A 14,966-nucleotide genomic window follows, 5' to 3' on the forward strand; every position below is an offset into this window, starting at 1 on the left:
GGTGTGCGACGATGGAAGAATTAAAAAAAACAGTCAAAGTACCAGAAAGTGGACAGCTTCGGTCCGTTTATTCACTTAAATTTGAAGATTTACAAGACTGGCTTAAGGAGCAAGATGAGCCAAAATTTCGTGCTACACAAATTTTTGAATGGTTATATCAAAAGCGTGTGACGAGTTTTGAGGAGATGTCGAACCTGTCAAAGGATTTGCGTGAAAAGCTAGCAAATTCCTTTACAATCACGACATTGAAAATTGTGACAAGACAGGTGTCATCTGACGGAACAGTGAAATTTTTATTTGAATTGCATGATGGCTATTCCATTGAAACTGTTGTTATGCGACATGACTATGGAAATAGTGTTTGTGTAACGACACAAGTGGGATGTAGACTAGGTTGTACGTTCTGTGCATCGACTCTTGGTGGTTTAAAGAGAAATTTGGAAGCAGGGGAAATTGTAGCACAAGTATTAGAATCTCAAAGGGCTATGGATGAAGTGGAGGAGCGAGTAAGCTCAGTTGTTATTATGGGAATTGGTGAGCCATTTGATAACTACGATGAGCTAGTTCCTTTCTTAAAAACAATAAATCATGAAAAAGGATTAAACATCGGTGCACGTCATATTACCGTTTCAACAAGTGGTGTCGTTCCGAAAATTTATAAATTTGCCGATGAGAAAATGCAAATAAATTTTGCTATCTCCCTACATGCCCCAACAACAGAAATTCGTAGTAAGCTAATGCCAGTTAATAGAGCATGGCCGCTTGAAAAACTAATGGATTCGATTCGTTACTATATTGAAACGACTGGCAGACGTGTCACGTTTGAGTATGGATTGTTTGGAGGCGTGAATGATCAAGAAGAGCATGCAGAGCTTCTCGCTGATTTAATTAAGGGGATTAAATGCCATGTGAATCTAATTCCTGTAAACTACGTATTAGAACGCGATTATGTTCGCACACCAAGAGATCAAATCTTTGCATTTGAAAAAGTGTTAAAAAATCGTGGTGTAAATGTAACGATCAGAAGAGAGCAAGGTCATGATATTGATGCAGCTTGTGGTCAGCTTCGAGCAAAGGAGCGAAAAGAGGAGACGAGGTGAATCTAGGAGATGGAGTTTACTTTTCGAACAGATGTAGGAAAAGTTCGTGCACATAATGAGGACAGTGGTGGAGTATTTAAAAATGAGATAGGTGTCCTTGCTGTAGTGGCTGATGGAATGGGGGGACATCGTGCTGGCGATGTAGCAAGTACGATGACTACCAGTTATTTACGTGATGTGTGGGGGGGAGTTAAAGAAATTCCTACTGTTGTAGATGCAGAGAAATGGTTAATCGAGCAGTTTGAACGTATTAATGAACAACTATACTCGCACGCTGAGGAACACCCAGAGTGCCGTGGAATGGGAACGACTCTCGTTGTTGCATTATGTATGGAAGAGTTTATTTCAATTGCTCACATTGGCGATAGTCGTGCCTATGTTTATAATGAATTTGGGTTTCAATTAAAAACGTCAGATCATTCTCTTGTGCAGGAACTTGTTAGGAATGGGCAAATTTCAGAAGAAGAAGCAGAACATCATCCACGAAGAAATGTTCTCTTGCGTGCTTTGGGAACAGAAAGCGAAATAAAAATTGATGTGACAACGTTGCAGGTTGAGGAAGATCAACAGATCTTGTTGTGTTCAGATGGATTAACGAATAAAGTTAGTAATGATGAATTGAAAGCGCACCTTGAAGGATTTGATGAATTGCCATCAAAAGCAGATAAATTAATAAACCTTGCAAATGAGCGCGGTGGGGAAGATAACATAACAGTGGCAATTATCGATATTAAAGACAAATCGGACGAGCGGAGCAAACAGCAATGATTGGACAGCGCATAAGTGGTCGCTATCAAATTCTCGAGACAATTGGTGGCGGAGGAATGGCAAATGTTTATAAAGCGCTCGATGTCATTCTTGATCGCCATGTTGCTGTGAAGGTATTACAACCTCAATTTTCTGATGATGAGCAATTTATCCAGCGTTTTAGACGTGAGGCACAATCGGCTACCAGTTTAGCACATCCTAACATTGTAAATATTTATGATGTTGGGGAGGAAGGCAATACGTATTACATAGTTATGGAATATGTTGAAGGTCCAACGTTAAAGGAACTAATTCAATCACGTGGACCGATCCCTGTTGAAGAAGCAGTCGACTATATGGAACAGATGCTTTCAGCACTCGAGCATTCTCATGCAAACCACCTTATTCACCGCGACATTAAGCCGCATAATATTCTAATAAGTAATGATGGCGTTGTAAAGGTGACAGATTTTGGAATTGCTCGTGCTATTTCTGCTGCGACGATTACCCATACGAATTCAGTTATGGGATCTGTACATTATCTTTCACCAGAACAGGCTCGTGGTGGCCATGTCACATATAAATCAGATATTTATTCATTAGGTATTGTTTTATATGAGATGGTAACTGGAGAACTACCTTTTCAAGGGGATACAGCTGTCTCAATTGCGATTAAACATTTACAAAATGAAGTCCCGTCGGCAAAGGAAAAAGTTCCATCGCTCCCGCAAAGTATTGAAAATGTCATACGCAGGGCAACGGTTAAGGATCCTCTTAAGCGATATGCTACGGTTCAAGAAATGGAAGAAGATGTCCTTACTGTATTAGCTCCTGAAAGAGTGAATGAAGCAGTTTTTGTAGTTGAGGACGAGGATGAGGAAGCAACAAAAGCTATCCCGATTATTCGTGATCATGAATCGACGGATCTTGATAAGACAGTTGAAGTTCCTCCAACAAAAACACATAGTAAGCCAGTAGAACCTATCAAAAAGGAACCAAAACCAAAACCAAAACCGAAGAAGAAGAAAGGGAAAAAATGGCTTACTATTTTAATTGTTACCGCCTTACTAATGCTCGGTGGAGCGATTGCAGCCTTTGCGTTATTACCAACTATTTTTCAAGTCGGAGAAGTTGAAGTTCCAAGTGTGTTAGAACTTCCTTTCGATGAAGCAGAAGAGGAATTGACGTCCTTGAAGCTTCTTGTTGTAAGGGAGGAAATGAAAGATGATGAAATCGCAGTGGATCATGTTATTAGACAAAATCCAGTTCCAGGATCAATGGTAAAAGAAGGTTCTACCGTACGGCTTTTTGTGAGTCAAGGTAGGGAAGAAGTTGAACTAGATGATGTTATTGGCATGCATATTAATCAGGCTGCAAGTCAATTAAGAGGGCAAGGATTTACGGTTGAAACAACCGAGCAAGAAACAGATCAACACTCTCCTGGATATGTGACCGTACAGGCCCCTGAACCAGGAACCCTCGTCATTGTTGATGAAACAAGGATTCATCTAACGTATAGTGTTACACAACCCATTCGCTTGCGAGATCTTGAGAATGTAAGCGAGTCTGAAGCGGTTAGCTATTTAACTGAAGCTGGTCTTAATCATAATCTAACTTATGAACATTCAAATACAATCGAATCTGGCAGGGTTCTAAGACAATCACCTGCTCCTAATACGGAGTTAACAAAAGGTCAAACAGTAAATCTTACGATATCGAGGGGGCCAGAGCCTGAACCTGAGCCAGAAGAAGAACCGGTATATAATTACGAAGTTCGTCAAGAAATTCAAATGTCTACTGAGGAGCGTGAGGCGGGAGAATCATTTGATATTCGAATTGTTTATCGTGACCATACTACAGAAGGGCAAGAAAGAGTGTTTGAAGATGAAACAATTACTGATACTAAACTTTATTCAATTCCGCTAGTGACATCCCCGTCACAAAATGGATATATTGAAATTTATATTGATGGGAAGCTTGAAAAAGATTTAGGTCCTTATGAGTTTCGTAGGCGTTAAATTAAGAAATGACAAGGGGTATGAACATACCTTGCCTCTTGTCATTGGTTATTAAATTAGGAGGTTCTGCATGGCAACTGGAATGATTGTTAAAGCATTAAGTGGTTTTTATTATGTTCAATCTGAAGGCGGTGTTTTTCAATGTCGTGGAAGGGGAAATTTTCGTAAACGTCAAATTAAACCTTTAGTCGGAGATCAAGTTGAGTTTGAAGCAGAGAATGTTACAGACGGTTACATTCTTGATGTGTTTGAGCGCAAAAATGAACTAGTTCGTCCCCCTATTGCCAATGTTGATCAAGCATTACTTGTTTTTTCTGCGTTAGAACCTGACTTTAGTCCATTGCTTCTAGACCGTTTTCTTGTACATATTGAAGCGAACAATTTAATTCCAGTTATCATTATTAGTAAAGTAGATCTCCTTGATGATCCATCTCTAACAGAAATCGAAGCATTCAAAAAAGAGTACGAAGAAATTGGCTATACTGTCTTATTGACATCTACTTTGCATAATAACGGAATAGAAAAAATTCTTCCGTATCTTAATGGGCGGGTAAGTGTGGTAGCAGGGCAATCAGGTGTAGGAAAATCTTCGCTGTTAAATAGTTTAAAGCCGGAATTGAATATTGAAACAAATGAAATTTCTTCCCACCTTGGAAGGGGTAAGCATACGACAAGACATGTTGAATTGCTTTCAATAGGTGGTGGGTTGGTTGCTGACACACCAGGATTTAGTTCGCTTGATTTTATTGATCTAGAAGCAGAGGATTTATCAAATTGCTTCCCTGAGATGGAGGAACGCTCTGCAAATTGTAAATTTAGAGGCTGTACTCATACATCTGAACCGAAGTGTGCTGTTAAAGCAGCTTACGACCAAGGGGAAATTAGTTCGACAAGAATGAAACATTATTTGCAGTTTTTAGATGAGATTAAAAGCCAGAAAAGGAGATATGACTGATGATTAAGATTGCACCTTCAATCTTATCAGCTAATTTTGCTAACTTAGCTGAAGATATAAAAGATGTCGAGCAAGCTGGAGCAGATTATATTCATGTTGATGTTATGGATGGACACTTTGTTCCGAATATTACAATTGGTCCACTTGTTGTTGAGGCGATTCGTCCTATTACCAATTTACCGTTAGATGTTCATTTAATGATTGAAAATCCTGATGCCTATATCCCGCAGTTTGCAAAAGCGGGTGCTGATATCATTTCCGTTCATGTTGAGGCAACCCCACATTTACATAGAACGATTCATCTAATAAAGGAACAAGGTGTGAAAGCTGGGGTCGTATTAAATCCTGCAACTCCTGTAGAACTAATTGAACCAATATTAGATGAAGTTGATTTAGTTCTATTGATGACGGTTAACCCAGGGTTTGGGGGACAAAGATTTATAGATTCTGTTTTAACAAAGATTGAAAAGGTTTCTCAAATGGTTCAAAGCCGAGGCTTACTTGTTGAAATTGAAGTTGATGGAGGAGTAAATCCGAAAACAGCAAGGAAATGTGTTGAAGCAGGAGCGAATGTATTAGTTGCAGGATCAGCCATTTATAATCAAGAAAACCGTGCTTTAGCAATATCTGAAATTAGAGGGTAAGAAAAGCAACATGCTCAAAAAGTAGAGCATGTTGTTTCTTTTTTTTGAGCAGATGAGTAAAGTGAATAAAGAAGATTATTGAAAAAGGATAAGCTGGCATATTTAGTACATTGACTAAATAGTAACGTCTATGCTAAATTGCTAAGCTTCTTGAAAAGAAGTGGACATCGTCTTGTTTTAGACGCTCCATTATGGACACGTTTGATTATTTTTTATGAAGATGAACATTCTTTTTCAACAGACATATATTGAGGTATAGGGCATATGCATAATGATAAAGAGACAAGGATAATTTGCTCAAGCAAGAGTATCACGGAGGTATGACATCATAAAAAAATAGGAATAGTTTGTCGTATCTAGATATATAAGTTTAAAGGGAGCAATTATTTTTATCCTTATCATTGATTCTTGTCTAAACAAAATGGCTTGATGGATAGGGGCACTTTGCTTCACGTCCTAGGTCGTGAGTCAAGTTTCTTTAACATTATCCCCGTGGTGGCTATTCACGTTGAGGAGGAGGAGCTATGAAATTCTACACGATCAAGCTACCTAAGTTTTTAGGTGGGTTTGTCAAGGCAGTATTGAACTCATTAAAAAAAGGGTAAAACAAAAAAGCACCGTATATCGGTGCTTTTTTGTTAGAGTTGTGAATGAAATTCACAACTTATACGCGTTCTACTTTACCAGACTTAAGTGCGCGAGTAGAAACGTACACACGTTTTGGTTTACCGTCTACTAAAATACGTACCTTTTGAACGTTTGCACCCCAACGGCGCTTCGTTTTATTAAGTGCGTGAGAGCGTTTGTTTCCCGTGCGAGCTTGTCTACCTGTAATATAACATTTACGTGCCATGATATGCACCTCCTTATTTCCAATACAGACACTTGAAATCATACTTGAATATAGTAGCACAGCCCTTGGTATAATGCAATAGCTTCCTAGAAACTTTATCAAGTAATCTTGCTTGACACTTGTGAAAAGTGCTTAGGTTCGAATACGCTTTTAAATTGAGGTATATTATAGTAAAATGACTTTAGTGAATCAAGTTTGTCTTCGAGAGGGAGGAATGGGAATGTCAATTGAAATGAAAACTCAACTAGGTGTTGTAGATATTTCAAAGGATGTTGTTGCAACAATAGCTGGTGGAGCAGCTATTGATTGTTATGGAATCGTTGGAATGGCTTCTCAAAAGCAACTGAAAGATGGTCTTACCGATCTACTAGGTAAAGAAAATTTTCGTCGGGGTGTCGTCATTCGTGAAGACGAAGAGCAAATTCATATTGATATGTACATCATTGTCAGCTATGGAACGAAAATTTCTGAGGTGGCTTATAACGTACAAACAAAAGTTAAATATCAACTAGAACAAATGTTAGGGCTTGATGTTGATTCCGTGAACATCTTTGTTCAAGGTGTCCGCGTCACGAACCCGTAAGCGCTTAGTTAGGAGGAAAAAGTTCGTGGCAAAACAAATTGATGGTACGAAGCTTGCCTACATGTATATTGAAGGTGCAGCTAATTTATCGAGACATGTGAAAGTGGTGGATGCATTAAATGTATTTCCTGTTCCAGATGGCGATACAGGTACAAATATGAATCTATCCATAACTTCAGGAGTAAAAGAAGTAAAACAAAATATTCAAAATGACTCGAGTAAAGTAGCAGCTGCATTTGCAAAAGGATTATTAATGGGGGCAAGAGGAAATTCGGGTGTTATTCTTTCGCAATTATTTAGAGGGTTTTCTAAACAGGTTGAAGGCAAAGCTAAGTTTACAGCAAATGATTTAGCTGAAGCGTTTGAAAGTGGAGTTGAAACCGCATATAAAGCAGTTATGAAACCTGTTGAAGGAACGATCTTAACTGTTGCAAAGGATGCTGCGAAACATGCAGTAAAAACTGCTGAAAAACATGATGATGTCGTTTTTGTCATGGAAGAAACAGTGAAAGAAGCGAAAGCCTCATTGAAACGCACACCGGATTTACTACCCGTTTTAAAAGAAGTTGGTGTTGTTGATTCAGGTGGGCAAGGGTTGGTTTACATTTACGAAGGCTTCTTAGCGGTTTTAAAAGGAGAAGAGCTTTCTGAGGTATCAACTACAGAAGAAATTTTAATGGATAATCTTGTGAAAATTGAACATCACAATGCTCAAAGTCATATGGCAACTGAGGATATTGAGTTTGGGTTTTGTACGGAAGTGATGGTTCGAATTCAGGCAGAAAAAACAAGGAAAAACCCATTTGTTGAAACAGAATTTAGAGAAGAGTTAAGCGAGCTCGGTGATTCGCTTCTTGTTGTTTCAGATGACGATTTAATCAAAGTACATATCCACGCTGAGCAGCCAGGTGAAGTATTAACAAAAGCACAAAGGTATGGAGAATTAATTAATATAAAAATTGAAAACATGCGTGAACAACATACTCACCTTTTAGACGAAACGAAAGAAGCGTATGGTCAAGAATCTAGTGCTGATCTACCTAATAAGAAAAAAGAAAAAAGTGAATTTGGTATTGTAACGGTCGCAATGGGAGATGGAATTGCAAACCTCTTTAAAGGCTTAGGTGCAGGGGTTGTCATTGAGGGTGGGCAAACAATGAACCCTAGTACGGAGGATATTGTTAATGCCATTGAAGAAGTTCATGCAGAAAAAGTGATTATCTTACCAAATAACGGAAATATTATCATGGCCGCGGAACAAGCAGCTAAAGTCGTTGGTGAGAAGGCTGTTGTTGTTCCTTCGAAAACAGTACCTCAAGGTCTTGCAGCTCTATTAGCATTCAACCCTACCAAAGGCTTAGATGTAAATGCAGGTATGATGAAAGATGCGTTATCAACCGTTAAGTCAGGTCAAGTGACATTTGCTGTACGAGATACGAACATTGACGGTATTGATATTAAAAAAGATGATTTCATGGGTATTGCTGAGAAGAAAATCGTAAGTTCTGGTCCAAATATCATTGAGGTTACAAACCAATTATTTAAACAAATGATCGACGATGAAAGCGAAATTGTTACAATTTTGCAAGGTGAAGATGCAACCGATGAGCAAACAAATACACTTGCACAATTTATAGAAGCAGAATTTCCGGATGTAGAAGTGGATGTTCACTTAGGTAATCAACCCCTTTACTCATATATTATCTCAGTTGAGTAAAGGTAGAGTAAAGGAGGGTTTCGTGTGCCGAATGTTAAAATTGTAACAGATAGTACGGCAGATATACCAGCAGATTTGGCTGAGAAATTAGGTATTACAGTAGTTCCGTTAAATGTAATCTTCTCTGAAACGGAATCATATGAAGATGGAGTAACCCTTACAGCGGATGAATTTTATAAAAAGGTAAAAGCGTCTAATACGATTCCATCAACGTCTCAACCTACACCTTATCAGTTTGAGGAAGTGTACCGTTCGCTTTTAAATGATGGCGAAAGTAAGATTATTTCTATTCACATATCCTCCAAAATGAGTGGGACGTATCAAGCAGCAACTATTGCAAAGCAGTCGATGGGAGAGGATGAGCCAATTCATATTATTGACTCAAAGCGTGCATCTTACGCAATTGGAATTATTGTCGTAGAGATTGCTAAATTGGCAAAAGACGGACATTCGTTAGAGCAATGTCAAGAAAGATTAGATGAATTATTGCGTGATACGAGTTTATTTTTTATGGTAGATACTCTCGATTATTTACAAAAAAATGGACGAATCGGCAAAGCATCAGCTGTGCTAGGTTCTATGCTGAAAATTAAACCAATCTTATCTTTAACAGATGAAGGGGAAGTGTATCCGTTCGAGAAAGCACGTGGGCAAAAGAAGGCTTTGAACCGAATTGTTGAGATTTTGAAAGATAGATACGGATCTGACCCTGTTCATGTTGGGATTTCTCATGCAGTTAACGATACACTAGCTGAGGAAATGATTGAAAGAATTAAATCTGAGTTTGAAGTAGAAAGTGATGTTATCACATCAATTGGAGCCGTAATAGGATCACATGTTGGGCCAGGGGCGGTTTCAATTGTTATGACAAAAGCTTGATAACTGATAATATGAGGGTGGCTCATGTAAAGATGTCTGACCTCTAGTGCGCAATAGATGACGAAATGCGACGTATTTTTGTTGTTTTTATTGTTTTCGCTAGTCGTGGACTCTGCTTGGGTCACCTTTTTATTTTTTATAGTGAAATGCGATAACAGGAGGTTGTCATATGAAATATCGTACAGTCTTTGATATTATCGGGCCTGTGATGATTGGACCTTCTAGCTCGCATACAGCGGGGGCGGCTAGGATTGGCAGGGTAGCACGGACATTATTTGGACAAAAGCCTGATCAGGCAGATATTTATTTTTATGGATCGTTTGCTAAGACTTATAGAGGACACGGTACAGATGTTGCTATCGTAGGTGGGATTTTAAATTTTGATACTTTTGATTCTCGAATTACACAAGCTTTGACAATTGGAAAAGAAGAAAACATTCAAGTGAATTTTCATGAAGAAGAGGCCATTACGGATCACCCCAATACAGCAAGAGTTGTTCTGACTAAAGGGGAAGACAAGATAGAGCTTGTTGGAATCTCAATTGGTGGTGGGAAAATAGAAATTATTGAATTAAACGGTTTTGTCCTTCGGTTATCAGGGAATCATCCAGCGATTCTAGTTGTACACAACGATCGGTATGGTGTTATTGCTAGTGTTTCAAATGTTCTTGCGAAATATGAAATAAATATTGGTCATATGGAAGTTTCACGAAAAGAACGAGGGAAAGAAGCATTAATGGTTATTGAAGTAGATCAAAACGTTGAAGATTTGCTACTAGTAGAGTTAGAAAAATTACCGAATATCATGAAGGTAACGAAAATTCATGATTAACATGATTAATAGGAAAACAATGAATTTGGAGGTGGCTTCTCATGTTTAGAAATGTAGCTGAATTAGTTGAGTTAGCAGAATCAACGAGTAAATCTATTTCAGAAATAATGATTGAACAAGAGATGGAAGTAACAGGTCGAACACGCGAAGAAATAAAAGACCAAATGCTAAAAAATCTAAATGTCATGAAAGAAGCTGTCGAGCGTGGGATTACAGAAAAGGTCCGTTCCGTCTCAGGATTAACGGGGGGAGATGCTGTTCTTCTTCAAGATTACATTAAAAAGGGACAATATTTATCAAGCGAGACAGTATTAGATGCGGTTAGTAAAGCAGTAGCAACAAACGAAGTAAATGCTGCGATGGGGACGATTTGTGCCACTCCTACTGCAGGTTCAGCGGGAGTAGTTCCGGGTGTTTTATTTGGGATGACAAAGAAATTAGAACCGACCGACGAACAAATGGTCAACTACTTATTTGTAGCTGGGGCATTTGGTTTTGTCGTTGCAAATAATGCATCGATCTCAGGTGCAGCTGGAGGGTGTCAGGCTGAAGTCGGTTCAGCTACAGGGATGGCAGCTGCTGCATTAGTAGAGTTAGCAGGAGGAACACCGAGTCAGTCTGCAGAAGCAATGGCAATAGCATTGAAAAATATGTTGGGGTTAGTCTGTGATCCTGTTGCAGGACTTGTTGAAGTTCCATGTGTGAAGCGAAATGCTATTGGTGCTTCTATTGCAGTTGTTGCTGCTGATATGGCTCTTGCTGGAATTACAAGCCGAATTCCTTGTGATGAAGTAATTGACGCTATGTATAAAATAGGTCAGACGATGCCTGAAGCATTACGAGAAACGGCACAAGGAGGGTTAGCAGCGACACCGACAGGACGTGAACTTGAGGCAAAGATATACGGGGTGTCGCTAGATAAAAAATGAACGAAGCAATGAACAGACCTGTTATAGATGTAAATGGAATTGGTGAAGAGACAGCTAAACAATTACAAGGATTACGAATTTTTACAGTTGGTGATTTATTGGAACACTTCCCGTTTCGTTATGAAGACTATCAATTAAAAGATCTACATGATGTGAAGCATGAAGAGCGAGTGACTGTAAATGGAATTGTTCAAAGTGAACCATCAGTTAGGTATTTTGGAAAGAAGAAAAACCGTTTATCTTTCCGATTTCTAGTTAATCAGATCCTCATTACGGTAACGTTTTTTAACCGTGCCTTTTTAAAAAATCAGATCGCAGTTGGTTCGGAATTAACAATTACGGGGAAGTGGGATCAGCACCGGATGACAATCACGGGTAGTGAAATGAATAGAGGACGTGAAGAACGAGAACAGACAATTTCTCCTATTTATTCAGTTTCAGGAAAATTAACGACAAAAGCACTTCGCAAGTTTATTTACCAAGCAATGAATCAATTTGGTGGAGATATTTATGATATTCTGCCACCGGAACTATTACAAACTTATAAGCTACCAACTAAGAAAGAAGCTCTTTCTAGGTTGCATTTTCCCCCAAATACCGAATCAATGAAACACGCAAGGAGAAGAATGGTCTATGAGGAATTTCTGTTATTCCAGTTAAAAATGCAAGCTTTTCGCAAGGCTAATAGAGATCGAACAAATGGGCGTGCCCTTTTGATTCCTAAGGTGGAAATTGACCAGTTTATTAAGCGGTTGCCATTTCCGCTGACAGGTGCTCAAAAACGTGTTGTTGATGAAATAACACAAGATATTCAATCAAGCTATCGGATGAATCGCTTGTTGCAAGGGGATGTTGGTTCAGGGAAAACGGTTGTTGCGGCAGTATGTATGTATGCAGTTATTCGAGCAGGCTATCAAGCGGCATTAATGGTACCAACAGAAATTCTAGCTGAGCAGCATGTTCAATCACTAAAAGCTTTGTTAGAACCATTTGAAATTCAGGTGGAGCTCTTGTCAGGATCAGTAAAAGGGAAGATGAGGACTGAGCGCCTGGCGATGCTAGAAAGCGGTGAGTTATCACTAGTTGTCGGTACACATGCGTTAATTCAAGACGATGTTAAATTTAATAATTTAGGATTGGTTATTACAGATGAACAACATCGATTTGGAGTGGAACAGCGGCGAGTTTTGCGTGATAAGGGAGAAAATCCTGATGTCCTTTTTATGACGGCAACTCCAATACCTCGTACATTAGCCATTTCAGTGTTTGGAGATATGGACGTGTCAATTATTGATGAGATGCCAGCTGGCCGGAAGCAAATTGAGACGTATTGGGCAAAACCGGATATGCTTGAACGAGTCCTTGGCTTTATTGAAAAAGAACTCAAGGCGGGTAGGCAAGCTTATGTTATCTGTCCTCTAATTGAGGAGTCTGAAAAGCTTGATGTACAAAATGCGATTGATGTTCATATGATTCTTGAGCAGCATTATAAAGGAAAGTGGAAGGTTGGTTTGATGCATGGTCGTTTACATCCTACAGAAAAAGACGCTGTCATGGAATCGTTTAGTAAAAATGAAACACAAATATTAGTATCAACAACGGTTGTAGAGGTTGGGGTTAATGTTCCTAATGCAACGGTTATGGTTATTTATGATGCTGAGAGGTTTGGTTTAGCTCAGCTACATCAATTAAGAGGAAGGGTCGGTCGTGGTGAGGCTCAATCGTATTGTATTTTATTAGCAGATCCTAAATCGGAAGTTGGTAAAGAAAGAATGAAAATTATGACCGAAACGAACGATGGGTTTGTCCTTTCTGAACGTGATTTGGAGCTTAGAGGACCTGGAGATTTTTTTGGTTCAAAGCAAAGTGGGTTACCGGATTTCAAGGTGGCAGATGTTGTACATGATTACAGGGCGTTAGAGGTGGCAAGACAAGATGCAGTAAAATTGATTCATTCTAATGAGTTTTGGGTAAACAAATGCTATCAAGGCTTGCGACATTATATTGAAGAACAAGGTGTGTTAAATGGTCAAAAAATTGATTGACTATTGAAATCAGTGAAAAGCAATTATATACTACTCTTAGGACCTAGTCATATATTCAATGAGCAAAAGTGGGCGGTGTAAGCCATGAAACGAAAAAAAAAGGAAAGACAGGAACTCTTGAAAGAGACATTAGAAGAAAATCCTTTTATGACCGATGAAGATCTTGCTGATCGATTTTCTGTAAGTATTCAAACAATCCGCCTTGATCGATTAGAATTAGCAATTCCTGAATTGCGTGAAAGAATTAAAGGTGTCGCAAAAAAACAACTTGATGATGTAAAAGCTCTTTCTCCTGAGGAAGTAATTGGAGAAATTGTGGATCTTCAGCTTGATGAACGTGCGATATCGATATTAGATGTCCGAAAAGAACATGTTTTTGCGAGATCAGGTATTGCGCGAGGACACCACTTATTTGCCCAGGCTAATTCGCTAGCTGTAGCTATTATAAATGATGAAATGGCCCTTACCAGGAAGGCTACGATTCGATTTACTAGACAAGTACAAGCGGGAGAAAGAGTGATCGCTAAAGCGAAGGTAACTGGTACTGAAAAAGAAAGAACGACTGTTGACGTACGAAGTTATGTTGAACAGGAGCTCGTTTTTTCAGGAGAGTTCGTCATGTTTCGGACAAATGAAAGAGAGTCGAGAAGGAGAGAGTCCTAATGAATATATCTATCGATGCTATGGGAGGAGATCATTCGCCCAAAGCTCAGGTTGAAGCTGCTCAAAATGCTATTCAGTCGTTCCCTGAACTAAACATTACGTTAGTAGGGAATGAAGAAGAAATAAAAAAGCATATAACAAATGGCAAGCAAATCACCATTTTACATACAATGGAAAAAATTGAAGATACAGATCAGCCCACGACGGCCGTTCGAAGAAAAAAAGATTCTTCGATGGTTTTATCCGTAAGGGAAGTAAAAGAAGGACGTGCCGATGCTTGTATTTCTGCAGGAAATACAGGAGCATTAATGACAGCAGGCTTGCTGCATGTTGGTCGGATTAAAGGAATTGGTCGCCCTGCATTGTCCCCTATGCTACCAACATTAGATGGAAAAGGTTTCTTATTGTTAGACGTAGGTGCAAACATGGATGCAAAGCCGGAGCATCTTCAACAATATGCAATTATTGGCAAGACCTACATGGAAATGGTGCGTAATGTGAACAATCCTCGTGTAGGTTTATTAAATGTCGGTACCGAAGATGGGAAAGGAAACGAACTTACAAAAGCAGCTTTTCCTCTTCTAAAATCAAGTGACATAAATTTTGTTGGAAACGTTGAGGCGCGCGATTTATTGTCGGGGGTAGCGGATGTTGTCGTATGCGACGGTTTCTCGGGGAACCTTGTTCTAAAATCGGTTGAAGGAACTGCAGGAACTTTGTTTTCTTTGTTGAAGAAAGAGTTAACGAGTTCATTTGTTAACAAGCTTGCAGCAGGGGTCCTAAAGTCAAGTCTTAAAGGGATAAAGAGTCAATTAAGTTATTCAGAATATGGTGGTGCTGGATTATATGGTCTTAGGGCTCCTGTCATTAAAGCTCACGGTTCATCTGACGCTACAGCTGTCTTTCATGCTATTAGGCAGGCTAAAGAGATGGTGGAGCATCAAGTCGTTACAATTATTAAAAATGAAGTAGCCAAAGTAGAAGAGAAAGTATAGAGGAGG

The 14,966-nt window shown here is 39.1% G+C and carries 15 protein-coding genes; 14 read left to right on the forward strand and 1 reads right to left on the reverse strand.

Annotation, left to right across the window (positions count from 1 at the left end; genetic code table 11):
* The first annotated feature begins 11 nt into the window (after positions 1 to 11).
* The 6 genes from rlmN to spoVM all read left to right on the forward strand — a co-directional run bounded on the left by rlmN (position 12) and on the right by spoVM (position 6,069).
* The gene (gene rlmN / locus AC1FXP_RS07320; RefSeq protein ID WP_480059880.1) at positions 12 to 1,100 is read left to right on the forward strand and encodes a dual-specificity RNA methyltransferase RlmN; all 1,089 of its coding nucleotides are present in this window, start codon (positions 12 to 14) and stop codon (positions 1,098 to 1,100) included.
* 9 nt (positions 1,101 to 1,109) lie between these two features.
* Complete coding sequence (locus AC1FXP_RS07325) at positions 1,110 to 1,868, forward strand: Stp1/IreP family PP2C-type Ser/Thr phosphatase (protein WP_480059882.1); 759 nt, start codon at positions 1,110 to 1,112, stop codon at positions 1,866 to 1,868.
* The gene (gene pknB / locus AC1FXP_RS07330) at positions 1,865 to 3,865 is read left to right on the forward strand and encodes a Stk1 family PASTA domain-containing Ser/Thr kinase (RefSeq protein ID WP_480059884.1); all 2,001 of its coding nucleotides are present in this window, start codon (positions 1,865 to 1,867) and stop codon (positions 3,863 to 3,865) included. Before AC1FXP_RS07325 ends, pknB begins: the two co-directional genes overlap by 4 nt.
* 70 nt (positions 3,866 to 3,935) lie before the next feature.
* Positions 3,936 to 4,820, forward strand: a complete 885-nt coding sequence (gene rsgA, locus AC1FXP_RS07335; protein WP_480059886.1) for a ribosome small subunit-dependent GTPase A — start codon at positions 3,936 to 3,938, stop codon at positions 4,818 to 4,820.
* Positions 4,820 to 5,464 carry a ribulose-phosphate 3-epimerase gene (gene rpe / locus AC1FXP_RS07340; RefSeq protein WP_480059888.1) on the forward strand — a complete coding sequence of 215 codons (645 nt, stop codon included), beginning with the start codon at positions 4,820 to 4,822 and terminating at the stop codon, positions 5,462 to 5,464. The genes rsgA and rpe overlap by 1 nt, the downstream gene beginning before the upstream one ends.
* Before the next feature lie 524 nt (positions 5,465 to 5,988).
* Positions 5,989 to 6,069, forward strand: coding sequence for a stage V sporulation protein SpoVM (spoVM, locus tag AC1FXP_RS07345; protein ID WP_034629734.1), 81 nt, complete (start codon positions 5,989 to 5,991; stop codon positions 6,067 to 6,069).
* A 59-nt stretch (positions 6,070 to 6,128) separates the two neighbouring features.
* On the opposite strand, the gene rpmB is transcribed toward spoVM, so the two are convergent.
* Positions 6,129 to 6,317 (reverse strand): 50S ribosomal protein L28, encoded by a 189-nt coding sequence (gene rpmB, locus AC1FXP_RS07350; RefSeq protein WP_250095351.1) that lies wholly within the window; start codon positions 6,315 to 6,317, stop codon positions 6,129 to 6,131.
* 220 nt (positions 6,318 to 6,537) lie between these two features.
* Here rpmB and AC1FXP_RS07355 point away from each other — a divergent pair, with 220 nt between their 5' ends.
* The 8 genes from AC1FXP_RS07355 to plsX all read left to right on the forward strand — a co-directional run bounded on the left by AC1FXP_RS07355 (position 6,538) and on the right by plsX (position 14,960).
* Entirely contained in the window at positions 6,538 to 6,900 is a 363-nt protein-coding gene (locus tag AC1FXP_RS07355; RefSeq protein WP_480059890.1) for an Asp23/Gls24 family envelope stress response protein, read from the forward strand.
* A 61-nt stretch (positions 6,901 to 6,961) separates the two neighbouring features.
* Positions 6,962 to 8,617, forward strand: coding sequence for a DAK2 domain-containing protein (locus AC1FXP_RS07360; protein WP_480060234.1), 1,656 nt, complete (start codon positions 6,962 to 6,964; stop codon positions 8,615 to 8,617).
* A 24-nt stretch (positions 8,618 to 8,641) separates the two neighbouring features.
* Positions 8,642 to 9,496 (forward strand): DegV family protein, encoded by an 855-nt coding sequence (locus AC1FXP_RS07365; RefSeq protein WP_480059892.1) that lies wholly within the window; start codon positions 8,642 to 8,644, stop codon positions 9,494 to 9,496.
* Positions 9,497 to 9,665: 169 nt separating this feature from the next.
* Positions 9,666 to 10,328: an L-serine ammonia-lyase, iron-sulfur-dependent subunit beta gene (sdaAB, locus tag AC1FXP_RS07370; protein ID WP_480059894.1), complete on the forward strand. Its 663-nt coding sequence runs from the start codon at positions 9,666 to 9,668 to the stop codon at positions 10,326 to 10,328.
* A 41-nt stretch (positions 10,329 to 10,369) separates the two neighbouring features.
* Entirely contained in the window at positions 10,370 to 11,257 is an 888-nt protein-coding gene (gene sdaAA / locus AC1FXP_RS07375) for an L-serine ammonia-lyase, iron-sulfur-dependent, subunit alpha (RefSeq protein WP_480059896.1), read from the forward strand.
* On the forward strand, positions 11,254 to 13,302 hold the full coding sequence (recG, locus tag AC1FXP_RS07380; RefSeq protein ID WP_480059898.1) for an ATP-dependent DNA helicase RecG: 2,049 nt from the start codon (positions 11,254 to 11,256) through the stop codon (positions 13,300 to 13,302). Before sdaAA ends, recG begins: the two co-directional genes overlap by 4 nt.
* Positions 13,303 to 13,386: 84 nt before the next feature.
* Entirely contained in the window at positions 13,387 to 13,965 is a 579-nt protein-coding gene (gene fapR / locus AC1FXP_RS07385; RefSeq protein WP_480059900.1) for a transcription factor FapR, read from the forward strand.
* A complete protein-coding gene (gene plsX, locus AC1FXP_RS07390) occupies positions 13,965 to 14,960 on the forward strand; it encodes a phosphate acyltransferase PlsX (RefSeq protein WP_480059902.1) in 996 nt (331 codons plus the stop codon). Before fapR ends, plsX begins: the two co-directional genes overlap by 1 nt.
* Positions 14,961 to 14,966: the final 6 nt, after the last annotated feature.

The sequence above is a fragment of the Halalkalibacter sp. HAAS-P013 genome (genome assembly GCF_056619925.1).

Coding starts and splice junctions, on each gene's coding strand:
- rlmN (WP_480059880.1), top strand. CDS start 12: ATGGAAGAATTAAAAAAAACAGTCAAAGTACCAGAAAGTGGACAGCTT.
- AC1FXP_RS07325 (WP_480059882.1), top strand. CDS start 1,110: ATGGAGTTTACTTTTCGAACAGATGTAGGAAAAGTTCGTGCACATAAT.
- pknB (WP_480059884.1), top strand. CDS start 1,865: ATGATTGGACAGCGCATAAGTGGTCGCTATCAAATTCTCGAGACAATT.
- rsgA (WP_480059886.1), top strand. CDS start 3,936: ATGGCAACTGGAATGATTGTTAAAGCATTAAGTGGTTTTTATTATGTT.
- rpe (WP_480059888.1), top strand. CDS start 4,820: ATGATTAAGATTGCACCTTCAATCTTATCAGCTAATTTTGCTAACTTA.
- spoVM (WP_034629734.1), top strand. CDS start 5,989: ATGAAATTCTACACGATCAAGCTACCTAAGTTTTTAGGTGGGTTTGTC.
- rpmB (WP_250095351.1), bottom strand. CDS start 6,317: ATGGCACGTAAATGTTATATTACAGGTAGACAAGCTCGCACGGGAAAC.
- AC1FXP_RS07355 (WP_480059890.1), top strand. CDS start 6,538: ATGTCAATTGAAATGAAAACTCAACTAGGTGTTGTAGATATTTCAAAG.
- AC1FXP_RS07360 (WP_480060234.1), top strand. CDS start 6,962: ATGTATATTGAAGGTGCAGCTAATTTATCGAGACATGTGAAAGTGGTG.
- sdaAB (WP_480059894.1), top strand. CDS start 9,666: ATGAAATATCGTACAGTCTTTGATATTATCGGGCCTGTGATGATTGGA.
- sdaAA (WP_480059896.1), top strand. CDS start 10,370: ATGTTTAGAAATGTAGCTGAATTAGTTGAGTTAGCAGAATCAACGAGT.
- recG (WP_480059898.1), top strand. CDS start 11,254: ATGAACGAAGCAATGAACAGACCTGTTATAGATGTAAATGGAATTGGT.
- fapR (WP_480059900.1), top strand. CDS start 13,387: ATGAAACGAAAAAAAAAGGAAAGACAGGAACTCTTGAAAGAGACATTA.
- plsX (WP_480059902.1), top strand. CDS start 13,965: ATGAATATATCTATCGATGCTATGGGAGGAGATCATTCGCCCAAAGCT.